The sequence below is a fragment of the Streptomyces sp. NPDC002057 genome (genome assembly GCF_040296665.1).
Taxonomy (GTDB): Bacteria; Actinomycetota; Actinomycetes; order Streptomycetales; family Streptomycetaceae; genus Streptomyces.
This window is the reverse complement of record NZ_JBEOXR010000003.1, coordinates 183645-206502: the sequence shown is the minus strand read 5'-3', so window position 1 is coordinate 206502 and position 22858 is coordinate 183645. Positions and strand designations below refer to the sequence as shown.

The following is a 22858-nucleotide window of genomic DNA, read 5'->3' as shown; positions in this document are numbered from 1 at the left end:
ACCCGACGTCAGGACGAGGGGGCGGTCCGCCCGGCGGCCCGCCCCCTCGCCCCGTGCCCGGAGGGCGGGACGGCCACGGACCCGAGGGCGCGGGAGATACCGACCAGGAGGTCCCGGTGCTCGGCCTCGGCCGCGCGCAGCGCCCGAACGGCCGTCACGCCCTGCTCCCCGTCCGCCGGCAGGCCGCGGGCGCGGGCGTCGGCCGCGGCCGTGAACATGGCCGCCAGCCCGGCGGCGACGCTCTCGGCCTCCGTCCCGCCGCCCCGGCGGGCCTCGTCGCAGGCGCGCGCACGCACCTCGTCCGAGCAGTACGCCCCGAGCTCCAGCATCCGGTCGTGGATGTCGGTCATCCGGTCCGTGAGCCGTCGCCCGGGGCCGGCGCTCCACGGAGTGGGGAGCCGCATCCGGCCACCGGGACCGCCGGACCGCCCCATCGCCCGCCGCAGGGGACCCAGGGCGCGCAGAGTCCGCAGAGGCCCGAAGACCTGCGCGGCGAGCCAGGGTCCGACGATCGGGATCAGGAAGCCGGCGGCGACGAGCAGGGTGCCGAGGCAGGCGAAGGACATGGCCGCGCGGTTGAGCGGTTCCCAGTCCCGGCCGTTCCAGACGGCCACGATCGCCGCCAGCTTGGCGGCACCGTAGGTGACGTTGGTCAGGAATCCGACCGCCAGGACGGTGAGCCCGACGCGCAGCATGTCTCCGGCCGGTGTCCGCCGCTCGGAGGCCTCCCCGCGGATGTCGCGCGCCCACCTCCAGCACGCGACGGCGGCGGCCGCGGCGGCCGCCGTGACGGCGAACAGACAGAGCAGCATCATCTCCCGGATGAAGGGAGTGCCGGCGTAGTACGTCTCGAAGTCGTGCCGTCGTTCCACCGGCGCCTCGCCCCGCACGAAACAGCCGATGAGCAGGACCGTCACGACGCCGTGGCCCCAGAGCCAGCGCCGGACCCGGCGGCGGGTGAGGGGGAGGGCCTCGACGCCCCCGCGCCAGTTCTCCAGGAGGACCCGGCAGGCGCACGCGTACGCGGAGAGGAGGCAGTAGACCAGCACCGCCGAGAAGTTGCTGACGCCGGTCGCCTCGTTGACGAACGAGATGGTCGGGGGCGCGGAGAAGAAGAACGCGGACGCCTGGAGGAAGATGACGGCGTTGACGCTGCGGACCACCGGACTGTGCCGGCGCCTCACCAACGAGGGGAGCTTGACGCACAGCACGATGCCCAGCGCGACGGCCGGGATGTAGAGATTCACGCCTTCTCGCCCGTCATCCTCTGAGTGATGCCCAGATGCGGTCGGCCACGCCGCCGATCGGTGTCGCGCCGGGTCCGCGCTCCAGGCAGGGCCTGACGCGGGCGGCCAGCATCCGGCCGAACTTCTCCGCACGCCGTTCCTCTTCGAGGTCCGGCTCCGTACGGGCTGCCACGTACGAGATCGCCTCGGCGAGGCTCCAGCGGTCCCCGAGCATGCGGGCGGCGGCCGTCGCGCCGGCCGCGCTGCCATGACCGCTGTGCCCCTCCTTGAGGTGCCACAGCTCATGTCCCAGGATCACGACCTGGTGCAGGGGAGAGGTGTTCGCCTCCAGGACGATCAGGTCGTAGTCGCCCATGTCCAGCCACAGACCCGTCACCGAGCCCGGCGGGAACTCCTCCAGCATCAGACGCACTTCGCGATCGCCGTTCCGTGCGGCGCACGCGCAGATCGCCTTCAGCAGTTCCACCGGCCGCTCGGGAACCGGCTGCGACAGCCCTGTGAACAGCGCGTCGCGATACCGCTTCATCTCGCGCGAGACCCCCACCCCGTGCCACCCGTCCCTCGTCCCGGATGCACGGCCCCATGCATCGATACCTGTGAGTTACCGCACGGGAGTCGTCATGTCCACGCCGCAGCGATCAGTCGACGTCATTGTGCACCAACGCCGTGTCAAGAGCGGCGCGGACCTCCCGGGCACGCTCCTCCCGGGAGCGCCGCGCGACGGATTCGATCAGGGCGATCAGAGGCTGAGCCGTGTCGTCCGGTACGTCGGCCAGGGCCCGGGCGGCGTACGCGACGACGCCGAGCGAGGGATCCACCTCACTCGCGGGACCCGTGGTGCGCAGGCGCCGAAGGTCCTGGTCCTGGCGCTCCACGGTCCGCTCCAGCAGGTCCTTGTGGATCTGCTGGAGGACGCGGTCCAGCGCCTCGGCCGGCTCGGCGACGAGGAACTCGATCCGCTCGCCGAAGAACCCGGCGATCCCGGAGGCGTGGTCGAGGTTCGGAGCACGGCCCGTCTTGATCATCTTGTCGAGCCACTGCGCGCTCGTTCCCGCGCCGGCCGCTATCTCCGCCAGGGAGTGGGGGCGCCTGCTGCCGTCCGCGGCCTCGCGCAGGCGCGTCGCGCGCAGGAACAGGATCCGCTCGACGACGCGCCGGTGGCGGGCCTCGACCACGTCCGCCTCGTGCCCGGCCCCGGCGGACCCCTCACCGCGCAGCAGTTCCCGCACCTCCTCCACGGCGACCCCGGAGGCGTACGAGAGCCCGCCCTCGCCCTCCACGCGCAACACGTCGTGACGGTGCAGTCCCATGCGGTCCAACAGCGAGTCGATCCGACGCACCGTGCCCATCAGGTCCTGGGCGGGCCCCTCACTCACTAGAACTCCCATGGTCATCGGACGAGGTTCCGCAAGGCTAGCAACCACCGTTGATCCGCCATCACCGATTCCCCGATCACGCCGGCCGGCGGCTCCGTCCGCCGCTTGTTCGGCCCGTCGCCGTTCCCGTTCCCTTACGCGGAGCGGCTGTTCCGTCGCGGTCCGTCCCCGCCCCGGCCGGGGCCGTTGTCAGTGGGCGGGGCTAGGTTCGATCTTGTTCTCGCCGCAGCGGCGAGAACACCCCTTCGACGTGTTGGGAGAGGTACGTTGCCGGTCTGGGAGACGTCGAGTACGGCGCGGGTGGTCCCGCCCGCGCGACCGCGGAAACTCGCCAAGGTGCCGTTCGTCGAGCTGGCCGACGGACGCTTGCAGGGAGTCGTGTCCAGCGGCTCCGACGCGGCACGCGTGTACGTGTCGTCGATCGCGGCCGGGACGTACGCGTTCGCCTGCAGCACCAACAACAACCGCCCCTGCGGCGGCGCGCGCGGCACGTTCTGCAACCACATCCGGGCACTCGTCGCCGAGGCCGTCCTCCAGTACGGAGCCGAGCGCGTCGCCCGCTATCTGAAGGCCGACCCGCAGGACGCGGAGCCCGACGCCCACACGATCGTCGCGCTCATGACCGCCACACGGCCCGAGCAGGGCGACACCTCGGCCGCCGCCCCGGTGTTCAGCCGCTTCCTGCGGCACCTCGCCTATCTCGAACTGGAGCCGACCACCGCGCCGCTGCCCGAGATGCAGTGGTTCCCGCCGACGAGGACGGCCGCCTGATGCGTACGGATCTGCTCACCGACGCCGTCGAGGGACTCGACGAGGCCCTGTCCGCCGTCGACGCCTTCGACCGGATCCTCGTCTCCGGACTGCTCCGACCGCAGCCCGCCCAGGCCGCCGGCCTGGCGGCGCTCGCGGGCGCCGTCGCCGGGACACCGCTGGCCTCCCTGGTCGCCGAGGCGGCCGACAAGGCCGCGGCCGGCGCCGCCGGCGAGGACCACCTCGTCGCCCTCGCCGCCGCCCGCACCGCCCTCATGGGCTCCGTGCACGACGCCCTCACGGACCGCGTCGCGGACATCACCGGCCGGCCGCGCGCCGATCGGGCGGCCCCCGGCCCCGCCACGGACGAGCCCGGCGCCAACGTGCTCGCCGGAGCCCGCGCCTGGCTGTGCGACCTCGCCCGGGCCGGCTGGAGGGGCATCGACCACGATCTCGTCGCCGGCGCCGCTCCGGTGGTCTCCGCCCTGCTGCCGGACCCGAGGCTGCGCCGGCAGGCGACCCTGCTCGACGGCTTCGCGGCCGAACTCGCCGCGTCCTGCCCGGGCGCCACACGGGATCTCTTCCCGGTGCGCCGCTGGGCCGACCTGTGGACGCGCGCCCTGCTCCTCACCCTGCCGGGCGCCGCCCGGCCCCCCGCCCCGTCCCCCGCGACCGGCCGCCTGCTGCCGCTCGGCGTCGACGTGCAGGAGCACGCGACCGCCGTACAGGCCCAGGTCCACGCGGTGCTCGAACCCGCCGACGGCACGGCGCCGCGCCTGGTGCGGGCCGCCGTGTCCGCGCCCAAGCCGGACACCGTCGTCGGCGCGGGCCTGTGGCAGCTGCTCCGCCCGCACATGTCGCTGCTCGCCGCCGCGGGGGAGGGCCGCGCCATGGAGCTCGACGCCATGCCCCTCACCGCCGAGGGCGACCTCGTCTGGGACGACGACCGGGCGCGTACGGGCGAGCAGGCGGACCCGTTCGCCACCGCCCGGGTCGTCCTGTCCACCGCGACCGACCCGGTGACCGCCCCGCTGGACCGCCACCCCGCCCGGATCGCCGTCCCCGTCCTCCTGGAGGGGTACACGGCGGAGCATCAGGACGGCGGGCCGCTGACCTTCGCACTCGCCGGACACCGGCTCGCCGTCGACACCGACCGCGTACCCGTCGCCGGACCGCTCACCCCGGAGGCGGTCGCCGCGTCCGGCGCGTGCCTGGGCCTGCTCCGCTGGGACGCGGGGGAGTTCGTCCTCCAGCCGCTCGCCGTCGAGACGACCGTCCGGAAGCGGACCACCGCCGTCCACGCGGGCGCGTGGGCCGGAGGCACCACCGACAAGGCGGGCGCACGCGCGGAGAAGGCGGCCACGGACACCGTCGCCGTCCTGCGCGAACGAGCCGGAAAGCTGCTGCGCCCATGACCGACGCCACGGCCGCGGACGCGCACGCCGACACCGCCGACGACAACCGCCGCCAGGTCCTCTACTGGCGCCTCCTCGCCCGGCTCTTCGACTCCGAGGAACAGGCCGCCCTGGAAGCGGCGAGCCTCGCCGTCGTCGAGGACATCGGTCTGCCGTCGGCGCTGCTCGACCCGGGGACGTCCGTCGACTCCGTCGTCCAGCGCCACCCCGAACTCGCCGACGAGTTCGACGGGCTCATGACCCCGGAGCCCGACCCGGACGGCGCCCGGGACCGGGCGGCCGAGGTGCGCCGCGCCGCACTCGCCTCCAAGCTGCTGCTCAACGTCTTCTCCACCGGATCGGGAGAGGTCTCCGCCGGACAGCTCGCCCGCTGGCAGTCCGACGCGAGCCGGCTGGAGCGGGCGCTCGGCCGCCCGCCCGGCGGCCGGGGCGCCGGGCCGGCCGACGTCGGCGGCGGCCTCGGACCGGAACTCGGCGCCGTCGAGGCCGACCTGGTCCGCCGCATGCGGCTGCGCGAGGTACTGGCCGATCCCGCGCTGGCCGCCCGGCTCACCCCCAGCATGTCGCTGATCGAACAACTCCTGCGCGACAAGGGAAACCTGTCCGGCATCGCCCTGGCCAACGCCAAGTCCCTCATCCGGCGCTACGTCGACGAGGTCGCCCAGGTACTCCGTACCCAGGTGGAGAAGGCCACAGTCGGAGAGCTGGACCGCTCGGTCCCGCCCAAGCGGGTCTTCCGCAACCTCGACCTCGACCGGACCATCTGGAAGAACCTCACCAACTGGAGCCCCGAGGAGGAGCGGCTCTACGTCGACCGCCTCTACTACCGGCACACCGTCCGCCGGACCACGCCCCAGCGGCTGATCGTCGTCGTGGACCAGTCGGGCTCCATGGTCGACTCGATGGTCAACTGCACCATCCTCGCCTCGATCTTCGCCGGGCTGCCGAAGGTGGACGTCCACCTCATCGCGTACGACACCCGCGCGATCGACCTCACCCCCTGGGTGCACGACCCCTTCGACGTGCTCCTCCGCACCAACCTCGGCGGCGGCAACGACGGACCGGTGGCCATGGCGATGGCCCGGCCGAAGATCGCCGAGCCGAAGAACACCGTCATGGTGTGGATCTCCGACTTCTACGAGTTCGACCGCTCGCAGCCCCTCTTCGAGGGCATCGAGGCCGTCCACCGGTCCGGCGTGCGGTTCATCCCCGTCGGCTCGGTGACCAGCTCCGGCCGCCAGGAGGTCAACCCCTGGTTCCGGGAGCGGTTCAAGGCGCTCGGCACCCCGGTGGTCTCCGGCCACATCGACAAGCTCGTCCACGAACTCAAGACCTTCCTCACCTGAAAGGCCCTCGCATGTCCGACCTGCTCCGCGCCCCCGCCGAGATCAAGTACGCCGAGGAGCTCGACTGGCTGGAGTCGATCGACGACAGCCCCAAGCCGTTCTCCTGGCGCCTCTCCCCGAAGATGGTCCGGCTGTTCGTCCTCGGCTCCGAGCGCGCCGACGGCCTCGACCGGGAGGTGTCCCAGAAGTGGTTCGGCGACCGCAGCTTCGTCGAGCGCTCCATCGTCACCCTCGCCTCCGACCGAGGCCTGCTCCTCATCGGCGACCCCGGCACCGGCAAGAGCTGGCTCGCCGAACTCCTCTCCGCCGCGATCAGCCGCAACTCCACCCAGGTCGTCCAGGGCACCGCGGGCACCACCGAGGACCACATCAAGTACTCCTGGAACGTGTCCATGGTCATCGCCAAGGGCCAGTCCCGCGAGTCCATGATCCCCTCGCCGATCATGACGGCGATGGAGACCGGCACCATCGGCCGCTTCGAGGAGCTCACCCGCTCCACCAGCGACGTCCAGGACGCCCTCATCTCGATCCTCTCCGAGAAGTACATCTCGGTCCCCGAACTCGCGGGCGCCGACGGCGAGAACATCGTCTTCGCCAAGCCCGGCTTCTCGGTCATCGCCACCGCCAACAGCCGCGACCGGGGCGTCAACGACCTCTCCTCCGCGCTCAAGCGCCGGTTCAACTTCGTCCGCATCCCGGTCGTCACGAACAAGAAGAGCGAGGCGGAGATCGTCCGCTTCCGCACCGAGGAGCTGCTGCGCCGCCACGCGATCGAGCTGGACGTACCGCCCACCCTCCTCGACGTCCTCCTCCAGAGCTTCGCCGACCTGCGGGCCTCGGCCGCCGCGGCCGGCGGCGACGACGAGAAGCTGGAGTCCGCCCTCTCCACCGCCGAGCAGATCGGCGTCCTGGAGGACGCCGTCCTGCACAGCGACTTCTTCGGCGAGCGCACCCTGACCGCCCGCGCCCTCGCCGCCTCGCTGGTCGGCACCCTCGCCCGTCGCGAACCCGAGGACCTCGCCATCCTCAACAAGTACCTGCACGGCGTCGTCGAACCGCGCGGCAAGGAAGAGGGCGGCGCCTGGCCCGAGTTCCTGGACGGCGGCCGCGAAGCGATCGCGAAGCTCTCATGAGCACCACCCCGGACCAGCCCGCCGCCCCCGAGCAGCCCAGCGCCGAGCCGTCCGCCGCTTCCCGGCGGACCACGGGCGCGCCCTTCGCCGCCCTGCGCGGGCAACTCCACGAAGCGGCCGCGGAGTTCTCCGGCGGGCAGGACGCCCTGGAAGGCATCCTCCTCGGCCTGGTCGACGACGTCGACCGCGCCGCCGCCGAACCGCTGGAGATCTTCCCCGTCTGTCACCACTCGCCCGCCTCCGCCCTCGCCATGGCCCGCCGGCTGCGCGAGAAGCAGCCCAAGGTCGTGTACCTGGAGCTGTGCGAGGACATGGCGCCGCTCCTCACCGAACTGCGGAACTGCCGGCTGCCGGTCGCGGTGCAGGCCTTCGCCGGCGACATCGACGGCTTCCCGCCCGACTGGGCGCCGCTGTCCGTCGTCGCCCCGATCACCGAGGCCTCCGCCGAGTACCAGGCCATCGCGTACGCCCTCGACACCCCCGGCGTCGAACTCGTCCTCGTCGACCGCTCCTCCGACCACGTCTTCCAGTGGGACACCCGGCGCACGCCCGAGGGCGAGCCCTCCCCGGCAGAGGGCGAGGCGCCCACGGCCGGGACCGAACCCGAGGCCGCCCTCCACGGGGAGGCCGTCGGCGTCGAGATCGGCGACCTGCGCCCGCGCTTCGCCGAGCTGGAGGAGCACCTGCTGCGCCACGGCAAGGTGCGGCACTGGTCGGAGTGGTGGCACCAGTACGTGGAGGTCCCCCTCGGCGACAGCGACCACGACACCTACCGCCAGGTCATGTTCCTCATCGGCAGCCTCTTCCGGAGGCTCGCCCCGGGGCACGGGGAGCGGGTCCGCGTCGACGAGGACCGCGAGCGCCACATGTGGACCCGGATGCGCGAACACCTGGCCGCGACCGGCACCGACCCGGCGGACTGCCTCTACGTGTGCGGCGCCTTCCACGCCGCCAGCCGCGTCGAGGAGTTCGGCGTCCACGGGACGGGTGGCTTCGCCATCTCCCCGCGCACCGCCACGACCTGGCAGTACGGCCTGATCCCGTCCAGCCACGCGGCGATCGAGGCCCAGTTCGGCCTCGCCTCCGGCTCCGTGTCCATCGCCGCGGCCGAGTGGGCCAAGAACCTCAAGCGCACCCGCGTGCGGCCCTACCGCCTGGAAGGACAGGCCGGTACGAGGAAGCCGCGCGCCACGAAGGCGACGGCACCGGCCACACCCACGCCGGCACCCGCACCCACCGAGGACCGGCTCTCCGGCTTCCTCCAGCGGCCCCCGGCCCTCCACGCCCTCGACGAGGCAGAACTCCTCGGCTGGTCCGTGGACATCGTCCGCGCCGCCCGCCGCGGCGGCTACCTCGCCTCCACCGCCGACGCGATCGCCGTCTTCGAGACCTCGATCCTGCTCGCGGCCCTGCGGGACCGGGCCAGGCCCACCCCGTACGAATTCCAGGACGCGGCGGTCACCTGCATCGAGAAGGACACCGTCCCCGGCCGGCGGGACGTGCGCCGACTCGTCGAGATCATGATGGGCGGCGACCGGATCGGGCAGGTCGGCTACGACGCGCTGCCACCCCTCGCCCGGGACGTCCACGACCGGCTGGCGCCCCTGGAGCTGAACCTCCAGCAGCGCGGAGTACGGCGAGCCCTGCTCGACATGGCGTCCCGGCCCGAGCTGCGCGCCTGCTCGGACGTCCTGTGGATGCTGCGCCGGCTGCTGCCGCCCGGCGCGGCCCGCCCCGTCATGGGGGAGCGCAAGCTCGGCGAGCGGTCGATCCAGGAGTCGTGGGACCTCTCCCTCGGCACCCACCAGCGCGCCCTCATCGAACTCGGCTACGAGGGCGTGAGCCTGGAGCAGGTGCTCGAACAGCGCCTGCGCCGCACCGCGTACGGACCGCGGGCCACCACGGCGGAGGTCCTCGGGGCCGTCGAGGACGCCCTCCTCCACCTCGGCGGCCGCCGCCTCCCGGACGAGCTGGGCACCCGGGCCCTCGACGTCCTGGCGGGCGAGCGCACGGTGGACGGTGCGCCGGAGGTACTCCGCCGGGCACGGGGCCTCCTGGCCTACTACCGCACCAGCGAACCGGTCCTTCCGCCCTGGATCGAGTCCTTCGTCCGAACCGGTTACGCGCACTACTGCACGCTGCTGCCGACGGCGTTCCGCGACGAGGACGCGACCGTCGGCCAGGTGGCGGCGATGCTCGGCTTCCTGTTCGGCATGGAGAGCCTGGCCCTGTCCCTCGGCTGCGACCGGACCCAGCTGGAACTCGCGGTCGCCCAGTCCCATCCGAAGGACCCGGCGAAGACGGCGCTGCTCTGGGCGGCGCAGGTCCAGCTCGGCACGCTCTCCCGGAGCGAGCTGCGCGGCCGCTGCGACGAACTCCTCGGCAACCCCCTGGTGGTGCCCTCCTACCCGCGCTACCTGAGCGGCTTCGTCCACGCCCTGGAGCCGGTGCCGGGGCTCGCGGACGTGGTGGTGGAGGCCGTGTCGAACGCCTTCGGACGGCTGCCGGACAGCGTGCTGCTCCCGTGGCTGCCGAACCTCATCGTCACCCTGCGGTCGAACGGGGCCGCCACGGCCCCGCTGCTCGTCCGTGAGGCGGGGCGGATCTTCCCGGCCCGGCTCACGGCCCTGGACGCCTGGGTCCCGCCGTGGCGGGAGCAGCCCGCGGCACAACGGCCCCCGGTGCCCACGGCGCCGCGGGGTGCGGTGCTCCTTCCCCTGCACCCGGAGACCTGTGACGCGGTCGCGGACCTGCTGGGCCGTACGGACACCTGGGCGTCCGAGGCGGACGGTCCGGGCGCCGGCCCGACGGGCGCGACACTGCTCGCCGCCCACCGGGTCACCTGTGACGCGCTGGCGGAGCTCCTGGGCTGCGGGGCCCCCTGGGCCCCGGCCGCCCCGCCGTCCGGTGGGCCGTCCCTGACGGTGCGCCACCCGGCGACCGCCGAGGCGGTGGCGGCGCTCCTCACCACCGGGTGAACCCGGGCACCGGCGGCGGCCCGTACAGTCCTCCGGCCGCCGGATCCGAGGACCCGGCGGCCGGAGGGGGATCGCGGCCGAGGCGGTGATCAGTCGTCGAGGGCGTCCAGGACGGTGCCGAGGTCGACGAACTTGAAGCCGGTCGAGGGACGGTCGCCGTCCCCGGGGGTGTCGTGCCCGTCCTGGACGACGAGGAGCCCGCGCGGGTACCTGGAGCCGAGGGGCGCGTTCAGCGCCGCCGCGCCGTCGCACTCCTCGGACCCGTCGAGGGACCCGCCGGCGGGCGCGACCCGGAAGCCGCCCTCGTACTCGTTGCGGTCCGCGAGCTCCCGGTCGTAGGCGGCGAACGTGTTGTCGCCCTGGCTGGAGGCGAGCAGGTACCCGTCGCCGCCGGACTCGGTGACCAGCGTCAGACCCTCGACGTCCGCGGAGATCCGGGTCCCGCCGTAGCCGGGATCGGCGCCCGGGGCGCACTCCTCGGTCTCCTCGTCGTAGGTCCCGGGGACACCGAACTCCCGGACCTTGTCGAGCAGTTTCGGGGTGCCGGTGAGGTCGGCCCGCAGGCGCCAGATGCCGATGTCCTCCTGACCGGCGTAGAGGGTGCCGTTGGCGGGGTCGACGACCATGCCCTCGACCTGCGGCAGCTCGCCGGGCTCGGCGCAGGGAGTCCACGACGTGCCGTCGGGGAGCCGGAAGGCGGACGGCAGGTCCAGGGTCCGGACCGTGCGGTACGTGACCTTGCCGCCCGCCGACGGGAGCAGTTCGAGCAGGGCGATGCTGGTCCGCTCGCGACGGCTGACCACGGCGAAGGACTTCCCGGACGCCGGGTCCGTCCAGGTCGCGAGGCCGTACGCGGTCCGCTGGTCGTTGATCTCGGCCTGGTCCCGGGAGAAGACGGCCGGCGCGGCCGGGTCGGTGACGTCGGTGAGCGGGCCGCCCGCGCGGTCGCGGTCGATCCGGTAGAACCGCAGCCGGTCGTGGCCGCGGTCGCTGGTCACGGCCAGGTCGGCGCGCCCCGAGGAGAGACGCAGGCCGTGCACGAGGTCCACGTTGTTGAACCGGCCCGGGGCGTCGTCCGGAGCCTCGGCAGGCGGCGCGGCGATCGACTGGACCGGTCGCGCGTCCAGGTCGTAGACGCGCAGCCCGCCCTCCTTGGCGGTCGCTATGACGAGACTGCGGCCGGGGGCGGCGGCGTTGCGCCAGATCGCCGGGTCGTCCGCGTCGGCGTTGCCGCCCGCGTCGTCGTCGTGCAGCACCGGCGTCTCGGCGCGGGGCGTCACGGCGGGCAGCGGGGCGCCGGAGCCGCGGTGGTGGGCCTGCGCCGGTACGGCCAGGGCCGCGGCCGCGAGCGCCGTGCTCACGACGAGCACGAGAGAGCGGGCGGTGGTGGGTCGCGTCACGCAGGTCTCCTCAGCAGGGGGCTTGTACGTCCTGCGTGAGCGTGGTGCCCCTCCGTGTCGGCAGGGCGCCACCGTCCGACCGGAGACCCGAAGTCCAGGTGTACGCACGGTGAACGACGGCGCGGGCCGCGACTCGTGTCGCGGCCCGCGCCCCTGTCGTCCCGTCCGTGATCAGGCGGGGTTCTTCACGTCCGCGAGGTAGTTCGCGCCGATGAGACAGTCGCGCATCTCGTACCGGGGCGCGGCGGAACCGGTCCAGCGGAGGAACCCGGTCGTCCCGGTCGCGGTCGACATGTCGATGAACCGGCAACCGTCGTACAGCACCTTGCCGCTCGTGGTCGCGGTGGACCCCGTCGTCACCTTGTGCGAGCCCATGAGGCCGCAGTCCTCGTAACGCACCATCGGACCCCGGGCGCCGTTGGCGTTGAAGTCGTACACGTGCGTCACCGCGTCCGGAGCCCAGGACTTGAAGCTCAGCGCGGTGTCGTCGCACGACACGAAGGTGATGGTGCCCTTGTACCACTGCGAGTCGATCACCTTGTGGCCGACACCGCGCAGCTCGAACCGGATGCCCTGCGCGTACAGCCGCGCGACGGAGTCCGCGCGGGTGGTGGCGTCGGCGGTGAGCTGGAAGAACGTACCGGTCGACGCGGCGTCGGTGAGGATGTAGGAGCCGCCGACGAAGTTCATCGAGCCGCCCCGGTTGTTCTTCACGAACACCCCGGACTGGTACTCCACCTTGCAGTCGCGGAACCAGTAGTTGAGGAACTGGTCCTGCTGCGTCGCGGCCGGCGTCATCCCCATGACGAGGAACGCGTCGGAGTACGAGCCGCCGACCTGACAGTGGTCCCAGCCCATCTCGCTGTTCAGGTTGGACGTGGTGGCGGGCCCGTCCAGGCCGATGCCGCGCTTCCAGCTGCCGCGCCATTCGACGTCGGTGTACCAGGTGTCCTGGACGCCGTAATCGGCCGACGAGTAGGCGTAGTTGAAGCTGGACGTGGCGTTGGTGCTGGTGAACGTCAGGCCGGAGATCCGGATGTTCTTGTAGCGCTGGTAGTTCGTCCACAGCGTCGTGTCGTTCGCCGCGGGCGAGTACACGATCCGCGACAGCCGCTTGCCGTAGCCGGTGATGGTCACACCGTCGACGATGCCGCCGTTGCCCTCGCCGTTGACGTTCGGCAGGAGCGAGTCCGGCTGGGTCAGGAGATAGGTGCCGGGCGGGATGACCAGCACCTTCTTCGGGATGGCCCCCGAGATCGGTCCGGGCTGGAACGAGGCCAGCACCTCGGCGGCGGCCGCGCGGAAGGCGGCGTCGCTCGCGGTGGCACCCGTCGGGTCGGCACCCTTGCTGATGACGTCGACGCTGTACGGGTCGTCCCCGGAACCCGCGGCGTACGCCGGGGTGCTCCCCATCGCCACGGCGCCCGCGGCGGCGCCCACCCCGGCCGTCGCCATTCCGCGGATGATGGAACGACGGTCCATGCCTCTGGTCATTTCTACCCCCAAAGCAATGATCATGAGAAAGACATGACATATGACCACGACTGGAGTGCGAACGCAAGATCGATTTACTGTACGGCTCTCCGAGGAGCCACGTCAGGCAAGTGCCGCGAGGGAGCGCCCCATTCGTCCGGCGTGCCTCCCCCCGGCGGGCCCGGTCACCCCTGCGGCCGTGGCTCCGGTGTCGCCCCCGTCCGGTCGAGCAGTTCGGCCAGGCCCGCGCGGGTGGCCGCGACCACGACGCGGTCGCCGGGGTGGAGCACGTAACCCGGGTGGAGGTCCCAGAGGAGTCCGGGTGCTTCGGTGCCCTCGGCGTCCTCCTCGGGGCCCGTCCCGCCCGTGTCGAGCGCGACGATCCGCCACGCGCCGGGACGGAAGGCCTCCGCGACCGTTCTCCCCTCGAACTGCGGCTGCCCGGCGATGTCGAGCGCGGCGAAGACCAGGACACGGCGTTCGACCGCGATCGCTCCCAGGATCTGGCGGCCCATCATCGCGGTGGCGAAGGCGGGAGCGGCGAGCGTCGACACGCTGCGGCTCCGGGTGAGGGCGTCCGGGTGGGCCGCGCGCAGGGTGCGGTAGACGGTGGAGGCGAAGTCGTCGTCGTACAGGCGCAGGGCCACGAGCAGGTCCGGGTTGAGGGTGCGCGCGTACAGGACGGCTTCCAGGTTGGTGGTGTCGGCACTGGTGAGGGCGAGCAGCGCACGGGCGCGGTGGACCTTGGCCGCCTCCAACACCCCCTCCTGCGTGACGTCGCCCAGGACGACCGGGACGCGCAGGGTGCGGGCGTGGGCGACGCCCCGGGCCTCGGGATCGTCCTCCACGCACACCACGGGCACGCCGAGTTCGTGGAGCCGGACCAGGACCCGGGTGCCGACCCGCCCCAGGCCGAGGAGGACGACGTGTCCGCTCAGCCCCCGGGGCGGCCGCCGCAGGGCTGCGGCGCTGCGGTAGGCGCCGAGCGCTTCGAGGGCCCCGGCGATCAGCAGGGGCAGCAGGGCGAGGCCGAGGAGACCGGCCAGGAGCTGGAGGACCTGGCGGGCGGTGGGCTCGCCGATCGCCGGGTCGCCGATCGCGAACAGGTCGAGGAGGGTGACGTACGCGGCGTGCAGGAGGTGGTCCCCGGTGGTCACGGCGGAGGTGACGGTGAGCGCGACGACCGCCGCGCAGACGCCGGCGAGCGCCCACCGCACCCGAGGGGAGAGGAGTTCGCGGGGCGAGGCGCCCCGGCTCTCCCGGCGCCGTGGCCGCACGGGTTCGTGGCTCACGGCCTCCAGGACGACGGTGCCGTGCCCGGCCGCCGCCTCCACCTCCGCGTCGTCGGGCAGCAGCCGGGGAGCCAGCCGTCCGCTGCGGTCCGAGCCGTCCGCGCCCGCGGGGTCGCTCCTCGTCGACGACAGCAGGGCCAGCGTGACGAGGCCGGGGTCGGCCGCCTCGCCGGGACCGCCGGGGATCCGCTCGGCGGCGCGCAGCAGCAGTCCGTCGGCCTGGACGACCTTGCGGGTTCCCACGACGGCGGTGGCGGCGAGCGCGGGGGCGGCGGTGTCCGCGTCGGACAGGACGATCGTGGTGGCGTCGCGCCCCTCGTCGGCGGCCGGCCCCTGAACGCGGGCCTGGTCGAGGAGTTCGGTCATACGGCGGCCGAGGTTGCGGTTGTACATCCGCAGGACCAGCCGGATGTGCGGGTTGAGCCGGCGGGCCAGGAACGCGGCCCGCAGGTTGACCTCGTCGTCCTCGTAGAGCAGGGCCAGCGCCTGGGCGCGCCGTACCCCCGCCTCGGCCAGGGTCGGCTCGTCCGGAGGGGTCCGGTCGCCGTGCTGGACCCGCACGCGCGACCCGGAGGCGTCCGGTCCGCCGCCGGCGGGCGCGACGAGGACCACGTTCTGCCGGTACACCTCGGCGAGTTCGGCGGCGATGCGGTGTGCGAGCGCGTCGTCCCCGCAGACGACCATGTGCCCGGTCTGGGGCGCGGGTTCGGCGCCCCGCCCGGGGCCGCCGGTCCGCTGACGCGTCACCGGCCGGGGTACGACGGACATGGTCGGCTCCTCTGGAGGCTGACCGGTCCCGCTCCCTCGGCCGCCGACCGGTCCCGGTGCCGCTCCCGGTCGGCGACGGCGCCCCCACCCTTCCAGCTGAACGGGCGGTTCGGCATGGGTGTCAGCACCCAACTTCCTTACGGAGGAGGCGTCATGAGAAGGGCGCCGGTGCCCTCCGCGACGCGCCACGCCGTCCCATCGGGTGCCCTTCGCGACGCGCCACGCCGTCCCATCGGGCGGCCGACCGCTCGCCGCCGGCCGTCAGGAGACCCGCGCGGCGAGTCGTGCCAAGGCCTCCTCCAGCTCGCGCCGCGCCCCGAACGGGACGAGGGCGGCGCGCCCGGGGACCCGTACGCCACCGGTGAGCGCGACCCGGGTGTGCCCGCCCTCGTCCACCGCCGCCATCCCGATGACCAGGAACCGGCTCTGCAACCAGCACCAGCCGGGGCGCAGCACGCCGTGGAAGTGCGCCCGCAGCCCGAAGCGGCTGCGGGCGAGGGCCTCCACCCGCTCACCTTCGCGCCGCAGGACCCGGACCGACCGCATGTCCGGCTGGAACTCCCCGAAGCCGCCCTCCAGGTCCCCCATCACCCGCCAGACCCGGGGGAGGGGCACGGGTAGCACCCGCTCGACGAGCGCGGCGCCCCGGACCCCGGCGACCATCACACGCAGCCGCCGCACGTCGTCGAGCGCGACCGTGTCCGCAGCGTCGGGGCCGGCGGCGGTGGCCGCGGCGGCCGAGCCATGCGCCGTGTCCGCGTCGGCCGCCGTGCCCGCCTCGCCCGCCGCAATCTCCTCCGCCGGTCGCCCGGCCCTGTCCTCGTTCACGCGGACCACGCCTTTCGGAAGCTCTGCCGGGCCCGGTGCAGCCGGGACTTCGCCGTGCCGGGCGGTACGCCGAGCAGCGCCGCCGCGGACTCCTCGTCCATCCCCTCGACGTCCCGCAGCACGAGGACGGCCCGGTGCGCGGGCGACAGCCGTGCAAGGACGTCGTCGATGTCCGCGGCGAGCTGTGGATCACCCCGCTCGGGTACGTCGGCGAGCTCGGCCGGCCGGGCCCGTCCCGCCCGCTTCGCCACCCGCACCGCCTCCCGTACGGAGATCGCCCGCACCCACGCGTAGAGCGTCCGCGGCTCCCGGAGCGAGCCCAGCGAGGTGAAGACGGCGACCAGCGCCTCCTGCGTGGCGTCCGGGCCGTCGTCCAGTGCGATCGGCCGGCAGATCCGGGCGATGTACGGGGTGAGGTGGTCCAGCAGGTCGTGCAGGGCCAGGGTGTCGCCGCGCCGGGCGGCCCGGACGAGCGCGACCCCCCGGTCGAGGGGGTCAGCGGGCGGCACGCAGGGCCGCCCGTCCGAAGACCAGGCACAGGGGTGTGTAGACCAGGGCGTTCAGCCAGGGGAAGGCCGCCCCCGAGCCGTCCCTGCCGACGACGATCCACACCAGCCCGACCGCCCCGCGGAGCAGCATTCCCACGGCGACGGCGGCCGTGACCAGGCGCGGGAGGCCGCGCCGACGGCCGCTCCCACGCGCGTGGACCGCGACGGCGAGCGCGGCGCACCCCTCGACGGCCGCGAGCGGCAGGACGACGGCGGGACCGAAGGACACGACACCGCCGAGGACGGCCAGCGACAACGCCCGCTCGTCGGCGGCGGGCCAGGTCAGCCCCGTGGCCCAGTAGAGGTGCACCAGCGCGAGGACGGCGAGCAGCGCGGCGACGGCGCGCCCGCCCGTGATCGTGCGAGGCCGCTCGATGTCGACGACCGCCATGGGGATCCCCCTCCGTTCCGAGGCCGGCGCCGCAGCGCGCCGACACCCCAAGGAGGAGCCGTACCGCCCGAAGGTTCCCTGTGACCCGCCTCACATCGACCTCCGCGGGAGCCTCACATAGACCTCCGCGGGAGCCCCGCATCGACCTCTACGGGAGCCTTGCGTCGACCTCGGCCGGAGCTTCACGTCGGCCCGGTGCGGGAGTGGCCGGGAACGCGGACGACCCGTGGGCCTTGGTCCCGTCCGCTCGAGTTCGGACGGGAGCCGACCGGATGTGCCGGCGGCCCACGGGTCGGGTGACTGCGTGGTTTTCGGCAGGTGGCCTGCCGAGGTGCACAGAGTGTGCGACGGCAGGCCGTTAGCCCGCAGTCACCTCACGAATCCGAAAAGAAACCATGTTCTCGGATCACCTCCTTTCAGCGTGTGCCCACAGCCTAGGAAGGCCCGGGCCGCCGCTCAACCCATTTATTCGAGCGGTTTCCGTCCCGGGGTTCGGCACCCGTGGTTCAGCCGAGTTCGGCGGCCACCAGAGCGGCCGCCCCGGCCACCAGCGGGTCGACCGGCGCCGCGTCCTCCGCGAACCGCGTGCTCATCACGGTGAGCACGATCGGGCCTCCGTCCGGTGGCCAGGTGACGCCCGCGTCGTTGTTGCCGCCGTACCGTCCGCCGCCGGTCTTGTCGGCGAGGAGCCAGTCGGCGGGCAGTCCCTTGCGGAACCGCTCGCCACTCGTGGTGTTGGCCAGCATCCAGGTGGTGAGCCGCTCCCGGTCCGGACGCGGGAGCGCGCCACCGAGCAGGAGCCGCCCATAGGTCCGGCCGATCGCGCGAGGAGTGCTGGTGTCCGTCTCGCGCCACGGCTCGGCCGAGTTCAGCTCCGGCTCCCAGCGGTCGAGCCGGGTCGTGCGGTCGCCGACCGAACGGGCGAACCGGGTGATCACGGTCGGCCCGCCCAGCTCCCGGAGCAGCAGGTTCGCGGCGGTGTTGTCGCTGTAGCGGAGGGTCGCCTCGCAGAGCTCGGCGACGGTCATCCCGTGGGCGAGGTTCTCGGGCAGCTCGGTCCTGGGGGAGTACCCCGAACGCGCGACGTCCGCCGCCGTGTACCGGATGCGCCGGGCCAGGAACCAGCCGTCGTGGTCGAGGTCGCGCAGCACGGCCGCGACGGCGAGGGTCTTGAACACCGAACACATCGGGAACCGCTCGTCGGCGCGGTACGCCACCGAGCGCCCGGTCCGCACGTCGTGGGCGAAGACCCCCAGCCGTGCGGAGTGCCGCCGCTCCAGCTCCCGCAGCCGCGCGACGAGACCCTCACCGCCCGGGGCGGCGGCGTACGCCGTACCGCCGAGGGGCGAGGCGAACGAGAGCGCGGCGGCGGCGCCGAGCGCGAGTGCGGTACGACGGGACGGGCCGAAGTGTGCGAGGGGCAAGGCGGTTCCCTTCCGAAGCGATCACTGCACCGGGAAACACGCGCCGTGACACCCGCCCGGTTTCGCCGAGGCCCCTTTCGTATCAGCCGTCCCGCCCCTGCCAGGTGGTGACACAGACCTCGTTGCCCTCGCGGTCGGCGAGTACCCAGAAGGCCGGCGCCCGCTCCTCGGACACGAGCCGGCCGCCGGCGGCCAGCGCCTCGCCGATCCTCGACAGCGCCTCGTCGTGCGGAAGGCTGAGGTCGAGGTGGATGCGATTGCGCTGCGGGCGCGGGGCGTCCATTTGCTGGAACCAGATCGCCGGGCCCTGCCCGAGCGGATCGACGATCGGATCGCGGGGGCCTTCGGCGCCCGCCTCGTCCGCGTACCCGAGGACCGCTTTCCAGAACGGCCGGATCCCGGCGATGTCGAGCGCGTCAATCGCCAGCTCCAGGAGCTGGACCGAGCGCGGCGCCCCCGTGGCGATCTCGGGCTCGGTTCTCAGCCCGAGGCCGCGCAGGGCGGTGGAGATCTGGTGCGCGAGGTCGACGTCACGGGTGGTGACCCCCGCGTGCGCCGAGGACTGCAGGACGAGCAGGACCCGCCGGGGTCGCACGTCGATGATCAGATGCCCCTCGGCCTCGTCACCGCAGACCGCGACCGCGCGCGCCGCCACCTCGATCGCCCGCGCCGGGGAGCCCACCGGCACCGCCGTCCGCAGGCTGCCCAGCAGAAAGCGCCAGCCCAGGTCGGCGACCGCTTCCGATGCCCGCGAACCGTTCAGTTTCGTCTCCATGCCGGGCATCCTCGCAGCCTCGACGTCCGGGACGGCCCGGCATCGGAGAATCGAGGGCGGACAGGGCGTCAGCGTCCGCCGAACGTCCAGGACTCGATGTCGCGGTACCGGATCGGCCCGGGGCCACGGCCGAAGTCGCTGCCGACCAGATGGAGCCGTCCGGCCCGCCAGCGGCTGCCGGAGAACCCGGCGAGTCCCGCCGCCACCTCCACCACGCTGGACGGATCGTCGCGGCGGGCGCGGGCCAGGGTCAGATGGGGGCGCAGCGGCCGGTCCTCGAAGGGGACGCCGCACTCCTCGACCACGGCGCGGACACCGGCGGCGAGCGCGTGCAGTCCTTCGAGGTCCCCGTCGATCCCGCTCCACAGCACCCGCTCGTCGAAGTGCCCACCGCCCCGCAGCGCCAGCTCGACGGGGCGGCGCGAGGCGGCGAGATCCGCGAGCGGCGGCCGCAGGAGAGGCACGGTCCCCACCGGGAGCTCTCCGAGGAACGCCAGGGTGATGTGCCAGTCCTCGATGCGGTTCCAGCGCATGCGGGGGTACGCGTCGTACGCGGGGCCCAGTGCCCGCTCCAGTTCGTGCTTCGCGTCGTCGGGCGGGGCGAGCGCGATGAACACGCGGACGGTCGCCGCCCGGTCCCGGTCGTCCCCACCGGGCTCCGTCCGCTGCCCGCGCGCCTGAGTCATGTTCCGTTCCTTGCTCGCCGTCACACCGCCACACCGCCACACCCGCACACGGTCACACCCGCACACCGTCACACGGTCACACCCGCACACCGTCACACGCGCACACGGTCACACCGTCACGCGGGCGTCCGCACCGAATCGGGTATCCGCGTCCGCGCCCGTCCCGACGCCGACACCCGTGTCCGCGTCCGCCGGACCTGGGCTTTCCTCCCCGGTTCCGCTGTGAGGGTACGCGGCGTCCGAGCCGTTGCCACGGCCGGGGGACACCCGCGTTCCCTCGGTCCCCCCACCCGACCGTCGGCGATGCTCGGCGGGCGCTGCCCGGGGCGGTCACGTAGGGTCGTGATGCCGCTACGCGGATCGACCGATCAGAGGTGCGCGATGACAGGACAGTTCGAGACGACGTTCGAGATCGACAGGCCGGTCGAGGACGTGTTCGCCTACCTCGCCGACGGGCGCAACGACCCCCAGTTCAGCCCCCGGGTGCTGAGGATCGAGCGGGTCCCCGACACCCCGACCGCCGTGGGCACCGTCTTCCGGAGCACCGTCAAGGACGCCGGGATGAAGACCGGCAGGGAGATCCGCGTCACGGCGCTGGAGGCGCCGGTGAAACTCCGGTGGGCCGAGGTGTCCAAGAACCTCGTGACGGCCCGGGAGGGCGGCTACGACCTGGAGCCCCTCGCCGGCGGCCGGACCAGGGTCCGCTTCTACAACGCGCTGGAGGGCCACGGCGTCGGCAAGCTCCTCGTCGGCCTGGCGCTCTCGGCCGCCCGCAAGGACGCCGAAGGCTTCGGCTCCCGCATCAAGGCGGCGGCCGAGACCGCGATCGCCGCCCGCTGAGCCCGGCCGGTCGCCTCCCCCCGTGAGCCCGCTCGCCCCTCTGGGGCGGAGCGGCGCTAGGCGCCGTCACGCGGTTGTGCAACCGGCTCGCCGCGCGGTCGTGGCGGCGGGCCGCTGAAGCGGACCGGGACGCCGGGGGAGTAGAGCACGCTCACGGGCGGGCCGAGGGGCCCGTCCAGGCCGGCTGCGGCGAGCAGGGACTCGTCGCAGGCGAGGAGCCGGGCGCGGTGCAGGGGCCAGCGGGGGTGGGTGTTCGGAAGGTAGAGCGGCCGCCCGAGGAACGAGCTGTGCATGCCCCAGCGGGCGGTCAGGAAGTGTTCCAGCGCCGTCGGCTCCTCGATCCGCTCGCCGACGTCGACGCTGAGCGCGCTGTGCGCCCCCCGGGGGCCGGGCCACCGCCGTCTGCTGGCGTACGTCACGGTGGAGCCGTCGCTCCGGATGCTCATCCGCGACCAGACGTACGGCAGCCCGAACGCCCACCGGCCCACGGTCACGGGGATCAGGCGGGAGGCGTCGAGGGAGCGGAAGACGACGCCTCGGCGCCCGTGGGCGTCCACGGAGTAGAGCCGGACGTTGGTCTCGGGGAAGGTGCCGAAGTAGGGCAGGCCGGGAAGACGGAACCAGCCGACCCGGTGCATCCGGAAGGCGACGAGGCCCACGTACGTGACCCCGTCGTGGGTGTCGGGGACGGTGCCGGCGGGCAGGAGCGGGGCCACGGCGGCGGGATCCACGGCCCAGTGGACGAACGCGAGGTCGAGCCACGACTGGGTGAGCAGGGTGCGGTCCGTGCGGTGCGGTGGGTCGGCCGATATCGGTTCGGGCTGCACAGCGGGCGGCGTCTGCGACATCTCTGCATTATCCGGCATCGGCACGCGCGTGTGGCCCCCACCGCTGTGGGGGCCACACCTTGCGTTGCTCACCGGGCCGGCCGGCGGCACGGATGCCGGGCCGGACGGAGGTGCCGGGCGACTACGGGGTCACGCCCACCTTGAGCAGCTTGTTCGCGGTGCCGGACGCGGGGTTCTTGATGGCGTCCGCGGTGGCCGCCCCCGTCAGCGCGGTGGCCGTGTCGGCCGGCGTCGCCGACGGATTGGCGGCCAGGTACAGAACCGCTGCCCCCGCCACGTGCGGGCTGGCCATCGACGTACCGGAGATCGTCTTCACCCCGGTGTCGCTGTCGTTCCAGGCCGAGGTGATGTCCGAGCCGGGGGCGTACAGGTCGACCACCGCGCCGAAGTTCGAGAAGCTCGACTGCTCGTCGTCCTTCGTGCTGGACGCCACGGTGAGCGCCTCGGGCACTCGGGACGGCGAGCCCTGGCCGGCGTCGGAGGACTCGTTGCCGGCCGCCACCGCGAAGGTCACGCCGGAGGCGATCGCCCGCTTGACCGCCGCGTCCAGCGCCTCGTCGGCGCCGCCGCCGAGGCTCATGTTCGCCACGGAGGGCCCGGAGTGGTTCTGGGTGACCCAGTCGATGCCCGCCACGACCTGTTCGGTGGTGCCGGAGCCGTTGTCGTCGAGGACGCGCACGGCGACGACCTTGGCCTTCTTGGCGACTCCGTGGGCCGTGCCGGCGATGGTGCCGGCCACGTGGGTGCCGTGGCCGTTGCCGTCGTCGGCGGTGTTGTCGTTGTCCACGGCGTCGAAGCCGTGGGCCGCCCGGCCGCCGAAGTCCTGGTGCGAGATCCGGACCCCGGTGTCGATGACGTACGCGGTCACGCCCTCACCGCCGTTGTCCGGGTACGTGTACTTCTGGTCGCCCGCCGCCTCGGCCTGGTCGATCCGGTCCAGGCCCCAGGACGGGGGCTGCTCCTGCGTCTCGTTGATGCGGAAGCGCTTGTTCTGCACGACCGTCCCGACGGCGGGGTCGGCCGCGAGTCGCTTGGCCTCCTCGACGGACAGGCCGGACGCCGAGAAGCCGTTGACCTTCGAGCCGTAGGCGCGCTCGAGGGTGCCGCCGTACTTCTTCGCGAGGTCCGCCTTGTTCGCGGATGCGTCGAGGATCACGACGAAGCTGCCGGACACGGCGCCCGGGGCGCCGAGTCCGTGCACGGTGCCTTCGGCGGGGGCGGCCGCGCCGGCGAGGTTCCCCGCCAGCAGTACGGCGGCGGCCGCGGCTGCGGTACCAGTGGCTATGGCCGCGTTGCGAAGTCCGTTGGATCGCTTGTGAGTTGCCATGAAGGTGGTTCTC

20 protein-coding genes are annotated in these 22858 nt (G+C 73.4%); 6 read left to right on the top strand and 14 right to left on the bottom strand.

The annotated features are described in order from the left end of the window. Positions 1 to 8 precede the first annotated feature (8 nt). From ABT129_RS04235 to ABT129_RS04225, 3 genes are all read right to left on the bottom strand, one after another. Positions 9 to 1247: an MAB_1171c family putative transporter gene (locus ABT129_RS04235; RefSeq protein ID WP_351896308.1), complete on the bottom strand. Its 1239-nt coding sequence runs from the start codon at positions 1245 to 1247 to the stop codon at positions 9 to 11. A gap of 13 nt (positions 1248 to 1260) precedes the next feature. Beyond that, positions 1261 to 1773: a toxin-antitoxin system, toxin component gene (locus ABT129_RS04230; RefSeq protein WP_351896306.1), complete on the bottom strand. Its 513-nt coding sequence runs from the start codon at positions 1771 to 1773 to the stop codon at positions 1261 to 1263. A 112-nt stretch (positions 1774 to 1885) separates the two neighbouring features. Then, positions 1886 to 2623, bottom strand: coding sequence for a hypothetical protein (locus ABT129_RS04225; protein ID WP_351896303.1), 738 nt, complete (start codon positions 2621 to 2623; stop codon positions 1886 to 1888). Between the two features lie 267 nt (positions 2624 to 2890). Here ABT129_RS04225 and ABT129_RS04220 point away from each other — a divergent pair, with 267 nt between their 5' ends. From ABT129_RS04220 to ABT129_RS04200, 5 genes are read left to right on the top strand one after another with little or no spacing between them, the layout of a single operon-like run. After that, a complete protein-coding gene (locus tag ABT129_RS04220; RefSeq protein ID WP_351896301.1) occupies positions 2891 to 3394 on the top strand; it encodes a hypothetical protein in 504 nt (167 codons plus the stop codon). Beyond that, complete coding sequence (locus ABT129_RS04215; protein ID WP_351896299.1) at positions 3394 to 4788, top strand: hypothetical protein; 1395 nt, start codon at positions 3394 to 3396, stop codon at positions 4786 to 4788. The genes ABT129_RS04220 and ABT129_RS04215 overlap by 1 nt, the downstream gene beginning before the upstream one ends. Next, on the top strand, positions 4785 to 6134 hold the full coding sequence (locus tag ABT129_RS04210; protein WP_351896296.1) for a VWA domain-containing protein: 1350 nt from the start codon (positions 4785 to 4787) through the stop codon (positions 6132 to 6134). The genes ABT129_RS04215 and ABT129_RS04210 overlap by 4 nt, the downstream gene beginning before the upstream one ends. Positions 6135 to 6145: 11 nt before the next feature. Continuing rightward, on the top strand, positions 6146 to 7267 hold the full coding sequence (locus ABT129_RS04205; RefSeq protein ID WP_351896294.1) for an ATP-binding protein: 1122 nt from the start codon (positions 6146 to 6148) through the stop codon (positions 7265 to 7267). Further along, the gene (locus ABT129_RS04200) at positions 7264 to 10245 is read left to right on the top strand and encodes a hypothetical protein (protein WP_351896292.1); all 2982 of its coding nucleotides are present in this window, start codon (positions 7264 to 7266) and stop codon (positions 10243 to 10245) included. Before ABT129_RS04205 ends, ABT129_RS04200 begins: the two co-directional genes overlap by 4 nt. An 89-nt stretch (positions 10246 to 10334) precedes the next feature. Here ABT129_RS04200 and ABT129_RS04195 read toward each other — a convergent pair whose 3' ends face one another. The 9 genes from ABT129_RS04195 to thpR form a co-directional block, all read right to left on the bottom strand. After that, positions 10335 to 11645 (bottom strand): phytase, encoded by a 1311-nt coding sequence (locus ABT129_RS04195; RefSeq protein WP_351896289.1) that lies wholly within the window; start codon positions 11643 to 11645, stop codon positions 10335 to 10337. A 171-nt stretch (positions 11646 to 11816) separates the two neighbouring features. Further along, on the bottom strand, positions 11817 to 13127 hold the full coding sequence (locus ABT129_RS04190) for a hypothetical protein (RefSeq protein ID WP_351896287.1): 1311 nt from the start codon (positions 13125 to 13127) through the stop codon (positions 11817 to 11819). A gap of 176 nt (positions 13128 to 13303) precedes the next feature. Further along, positions 13304 to 15094, bottom strand: a complete 1791-nt coding sequence (locus ABT129_RS04185; RefSeq protein ID WP_351896522.1) for an NAD-binding protein — start codon at positions 15092 to 15094, stop codon at positions 13304 to 13306. A gap of 345 nt (positions 15095 to 15439) precedes the next feature. Further along, a complete protein-coding gene (locus ABT129_RS04180) occupies positions 15440 to 16006 on the bottom strand; it encodes a hypothetical protein (protein WP_351896285.1) in 567 nt (188 codons plus the stop codon). Beyond that, positions 16003 to 16515: an RNA polymerase sigma factor gene (locus tag ABT129_RS04175; RefSeq protein WP_351896283.1), complete on the bottom strand. Its 513-nt coding sequence runs from the start codon at positions 16513 to 16515 to the stop codon at positions 16003 to 16005. The genes ABT129_RS04180 and ABT129_RS04175 overlap by 4 nt, the downstream gene beginning before the upstream one ends. Continuing rightward, positions 16502 to 16945, bottom strand: coding sequence for a DUF3995 domain-containing protein (locus ABT129_RS04170; protein ID WP_351896280.1), 444 nt, complete (start codon positions 16943 to 16945; stop codon positions 16502 to 16504). Before ABT129_RS04170 ends, ABT129_RS04175 begins: the two co-directional genes overlap by 14 nt. Before the next feature lie 506 nt (positions 16946 to 17451). After that, on the bottom strand, positions 17452 to 18369 hold the full coding sequence (bla, locus tag ABT129_RS04165) for a class A beta-lactamase (protein ID WP_351896278.1): 918 nt from the start codon (positions 18367 to 18369) through the stop codon (positions 17452 to 17454). An 82-nt stretch (positions 18370 to 18451) separates the two neighbouring features. Further along, positions 18452 to 19144 carry a 4a-hydroxytetrahydrobiopterin dehydratase family protein gene (locus ABT129_RS04160; protein ID WP_351896276.1) on the bottom strand — a complete coding sequence of 231 codons (693 nt, stop codon included), beginning with the start codon at positions 19142 to 19144 and terminating at the stop codon, positions 18452 to 18454. Positions 19145 to 19212: 68 nt separating this feature from the next. Next, complete coding sequence (gene thpR / locus ABT129_RS04155) at positions 19213 to 19830, bottom strand: RNA 2',3'-cyclic phosphodiesterase (protein ID WP_351896273.1); 618 nt, start codon at positions 19828 to 19830, stop codon at positions 19213 to 19215. 381 nt (positions 19831 to 20211) lie between these two features. On the opposite strand from thpR, the gene ABT129_RS04150 reads away from it, so the two are divergent. Then, positions 20212 to 20670: an SRPBCC family protein gene (locus tag ABT129_RS04150; protein WP_351896271.1), complete on the top strand. Its 459-nt coding sequence runs from the start codon at positions 20212 to 20214 to the stop codon at positions 20668 to 20670. Positions 20671 to 20726: 56 nt separating this feature from the next. Here ABT129_RS04150 and ABT129_RS04145 read toward each other — a convergent pair whose 3' ends face one another. Further along, positions 20727 to 21518, bottom strand: a complete 792-nt coding sequence (locus ABT129_RS04145) for a YqjF family protein (RefSeq protein WP_351896269.1) — start codon at positions 21516 to 21518, stop codon at positions 20727 to 20729. A gap of 121 nt (positions 21519 to 21639) precedes the next feature. Beyond that, positions 21640 to 22845: a S8 family peptidase gene (locus ABT129_RS04140; protein ID WP_351896266.1), complete on the bottom strand. Its 1206-nt coding sequence runs from the start codon at positions 22843 to 22845 to the stop codon at positions 21640 to 21642. Positions 22846 to 22858 lie beyond the last annotated feature (13 nt).